Below are 4,199 nucleotides of genomic sequence, written 5' to 3'. Positions count from 1 at the left end.
GAGGCTTCTGCGCCGTCGTCGCGGGTGGGCTTGGCCCATTTCATCCAGTCTTCGCGCTCAGACTGCACATCCACCAGAGAGGAGTGGAGGTCATTGATGGCGACACCGGGGCGGATGTATTCCTTGGCCACCCGGCGCAGCCGCGAACGCGCCATGGAGGTCATCTCCACATTGTTCTGCCGGCGCCACCAGCCCGGGGCGGTCGCCGCGATGAGGTCATTGACATCGCGGGCGTAGACATCGTGGCTGAAGCGACCCAGGGACTCCTGGACGCGCTGGAACAGCAGCACCTGGGCGTGCCAATCCGAGAAGCTCTCCCCCGGGGCCAAGCCTACCGAGGCGCAGGCGGCCTCAAGCTGAGCGCGGCATGCCGGCAGCTCTTCGCGCAGCCGCTGCACCAGCTCCAGGGCGTCGCGGGTCTCCTGCCGGTTGGACAGCCGTGCATTGAACCAGGGGCTCTTGCGGGTCTGCTCAGAGAACGCACCAAGTTCTGCGGCGCGCTTGAGCTTAATCGCTACGTGGCCGCGATCCACGGTGTTATCCAGCACCGAGCGCTTCAGCCGCACATTGGTGGCCGGTGCCGGGTGCAGGGCGGTCAGCGCAGCCAGGGCCTGCATCGCCTGGTACGGCGAGCACTTCCAGCGCTCACGGACCTTGTGCAGGCTGGCCACATGGTCGCGCAGCTGGTGGCGGCGTTCGGTGAGCTTCTTATGCAGTCCGCCCAGACGTGGGGGCTCGGCGCGTTCGGCGCGTTTGATGGCGCGGATGACCTGGGCACGCAGTTCAGCGGGATCTGCTGCGGCGGGCACGTTGACGGCCAGGGTGCCCACTTTGGCCGCAGAGAGCCTTTCGGTGAACTCGGTGAGCGTATCGGTCCGCTCCGCCACCACCAGCACTCGCTTACCTGACCAGGCAAGTCCGGCGGCAGCGTTGACTGCAGTCTGCGTCTGCCCGGTACCTGGAGGCGTGGAAACTACCGCGGACACTCCGGAGAGAATGGCGTCAAGGGCGGCCTGCTGGCCTGAATCGGCATCAGCCACCAGGCGTTCCTGGGCGGGGTTGCGCTGGTCCAATGGCTCCAGTGTGGAGGCGACGGCGAGCGCCTCGGCCTGCGCGGTATGCAGCTGCTGCAGGCTCTGTCCGCTGGCCAGCGAGGTCAGGACCGGGTGCTGCAGGTTCAGTTCGGCCGGGTTACCCAGATGCGCAAGATCCGCAAAGGTGGAGACGTAGAGCTGCTTCCACACCTGAAGCGAGGCCAGCGGAGACTCCGGGTTTTCAGCTGCGTGCCCGGAGGCCAGGCGACTGAGCAGATCAGCGGTGCGGTGCGGGTCAAAACGGGCAGTGACATAGCCGGCGTTGTGGAACTCCACCGGATCCAGTACGCAGCCGTGGGCGCTGGCGAGGTGTCGAGCCAGTGCCGGGTTCAGCCGCGCCGGAGCGGTGAACTGGATCTCATAATCACTGCTGGTGCCTGCGTGGGGTTTCTCGGAGCGCTGCCGCAGGCTGATGGGGATCAGCGTCACCGGGGCGGTGAAGCTCTCGGCGCCGGCGCTGGTGTGCTCAGTCCAGGAGGCGATGCCCGAGCCCAGGAAGCCCACCTCAATGCCGCGATCCTCACGCATTTCGCGAACCTTGCTGCGGATATGTGCGGCAGCCTTGGCCCCGGGCTCGAAGCTGCTGGGTTCATTCAGCAGAGTCGAGAGCCGGGTACGGCGCCCAGCCAGCAGCTGCATCAGGCCGCTGGAGTTTGCCTCAGTGAGGTCAATGGCGTTGTGCTGGCTGGGGGTAAAGCGCAGCATGGTGTCATTCTCGGTACCGGTGCCCAGGGACTCCACCCAGGCAGTGACCGAGGGCGCCTCCGGGGAGTCTGCGCTGGCAGCTGCATAGCCAGGCGACGACGACGCGGCTGGGCTCTGCTCTGTAAGGTCCTGCTCTGACGGACTTTGGGCGGAGGCCGCGGAATCCGGTGAGGCGCCTACAGGGGACTCCGGGGATACGGCCGGGCTTACGGCCGATCCAGCTTCAGCTTCAGCGCGCTGAGGATCGTCCAGCAGGGCTGAGCTGCTCTCGATTGGCGCGGTGGCGTCGTCGTCGGCTGGTTTCTGCTCAGCGGGCGCGGTAGGTTCCGGGCGCAGCTGATCAGGCTGTTCAGGACCCCGCTTATCAGGACCCTGCGCAGACGCGGCGGACTTGTGCTCGCTCACCTGTTCCTCCCAGACACATACATGTTTAGGAGGAGATTACCGCTACTCCCACTCGATGGTCCCCGGGGGCTTCGAGGTCACGTCGAGGGTTACTCGGTTGACCTCTTCCACCTCATTGGTGATGCGGTTGGAGATAGTGGCCAGCAGGTCATAGGGCAGGCGCGACCAGTCGGCAGTCATAGCGTCCTCGCTGGAGACCGGGCGCAGCACGATCGGGTGCCCGTAGGTCCGGCCGTCACCCTGGACACCCACTGAACGCACATCGGCCAGCAGCACCACCGGCATCTGCCAGACCTCCTGGTCCAGCCCGGACTTGGTCAGCTCCTCACGGGCAATGGCATCGGCCTTGCGCAGAATCCGCAGCCGGTCCTCGGTGACCTCACCGATGATGCGGATGCCCAGGCCCGGCCCCGGGAAGGGCTGGCGCTGGACGATCTCCGCCGGCAGACCAAGCTCGGCACCCACGGCGCGGACCTCGTCCTTGAACAGGGCACGCAGCGGCTCCACGAGCTTGAACTCCATGTCCTCAGGCAGCCCACCCACATTGTGGTGGGACTTGATATTCGCCGCACCCTCACCACCGCCGGACTCCACCACATCGGGATAGAGGGTGCCCTGGACCAGGAACTGGACCCGGGCGCCGTCGGCGGCTGCCTCTTTGAGCACCTCAGCTTCTGCGGCCTCGAAGGCGCGAATGAATTCGCGCCCGATGATCTTGCGCTTCTCCTCGGGGTCGGTGACCCCGGCCAGGGCCTGCAGGAAGCGTTCCTTCTCATCGGCGACGTAGAGCTTGGCGCCGGTGGCGGCCACAAAATCACGCTCCACCTGCTCCGCCTCACCTTCGCGCAGCAGACCGTGGTCAACAAAGACACAGGTCAGCTGGTCGCCGACGGCGCGCTGGACCAGTGCCGCAGCCACTGCGGAGTCCACACCGCCAGAGAGTCCGCAGATCACCCGAGCGTCGCCGACCTGCTCGCGGATCGCAGCGACCTGCTCTTCGACGATATTGCCGGCAGTCCATTCGGGATTCAGGCCCGCGCCGGAGTACAGGAAGTTCTCAATGATCCGCTGGCCCTGCGGGGAATGCTTGACCTCGGGGTGCCACTGCACACCGTAGAGTTTGCGGTCCTCATCGGCGAAGCCGGCTACGGGCGCAGCATCGGAGACGGCCAGCACCTCGAAGCCCTCCGGTGCCTTCTGTACGGAATCGCTGTGGGACATCCAGGTGGTCTGCACTTTGTCCGTGCCATCGAGCAGGCCGTGGGGTGCGGTGGTGGCGCGGACCTCGGTCTTGCCGTATTCGCGGTCGCCGGTGCGAGCGACTTCACCACCTAGGGCGTGGGCCATGGCCTGGAATCCGTAGCAGATGCCCAGCACCGGTACACCGGCTTCAAAGAGTTCCCGCTCTACGGTGGGGGCGCCTTCGGCGTAGACGCTGGAGGGACCGCCGGAGAGGATCACCGCAGAGGGTTTGCGGGAGAGGATCTCGGCGGCGGGCATGGTATGCGGCACCACCTCCGAGTACACGCGCGCCTCGCGGACACGGCGGGCGATCAGCTGGGCGTACTGGGCACCGTAGTCAACCACCAGCACCGTCTGCGCGGTGTGGTCGGGACGTTCGGCGGCGGGTGCAGAAGTCTCAGAGGTCACCGTCCCATCCTAAATCACGCGCTGGCGATGACTGACCTGAGTGCTCCGCCGTGGGATCAAGTGCCGAAGCTATCCGCAACGCGTCCCGCTACTGAGACTTCGGCGGTGATGACTCTGCCGTCGTGTTCTGTGGGATTCTCCAGCTCCTGGGCGGCGGTGGTCACCACAACTCTGTACGGAGGTTCCGCGGAGAGTGCGACTGAGGTCGGCTGGCTGGCCGGCACCGGGATTTTCTCCAGAAGCTGGCCATTCGGGGCGAAGCGCAGCAGGCACCCGCCACCGTAGACCGCCTGCCACAGGCAGCCTTCGGCGTCGACAGTCATACCGTCAGGATTGCCCTCGTCG

At 66.1% G+C, this 4,199-nt stretch carries 3 protein-coding genes; all 3 read right to left on the bottom strand.

All coding sequences use genetic code 11. The annotated features are described in order from the left end of the window. A partial coding sequence (locus TX78_RS13350) for a DUF4011 domain-containing protein (protein WP_147640478.1) occupies window positions 1–2,204 on the bottom strand: 2,204 nt, incomplete at its 3' end. Between the two features lie 42 nt (window positions 2,205–2,246). Next, a complete protein-coding gene (guaA, locus tag TX78_RS10760) occupies window positions 2,247–3,797 on the bottom strand; it encodes a glutamine-hydrolyzing GMP synthase (RefSeq protein ID WP_407635391.1) in 1,551 nt (516 codons plus the stop codon). 113 nt (window positions 3,798–3,910) lie between these two features. Continuing rightward, a partial coding sequence (locus TX78_RS13810; protein WP_044496283.1) for an SMP-30/gluconolactonase/LRE family protein occupies window positions 3,911–4,199 on the bottom strand: 289 nt, incomplete at its 5' end.

It is taken from the genome of Nesterenkonia massiliensis (genome assembly GCF_000455245.1).
Taxonomy (GTDB): Bacteria; Actinomycetota; Actinomycetes; order Actinomycetales; family Micrococcaceae; genus Nesterenkonia; species Nesterenkonia rhizosphaerae.
Note: the sequence above shows the minus strand (reverse complement) of the source record. Positions and strands in the feature narration are given on the sequence as shown.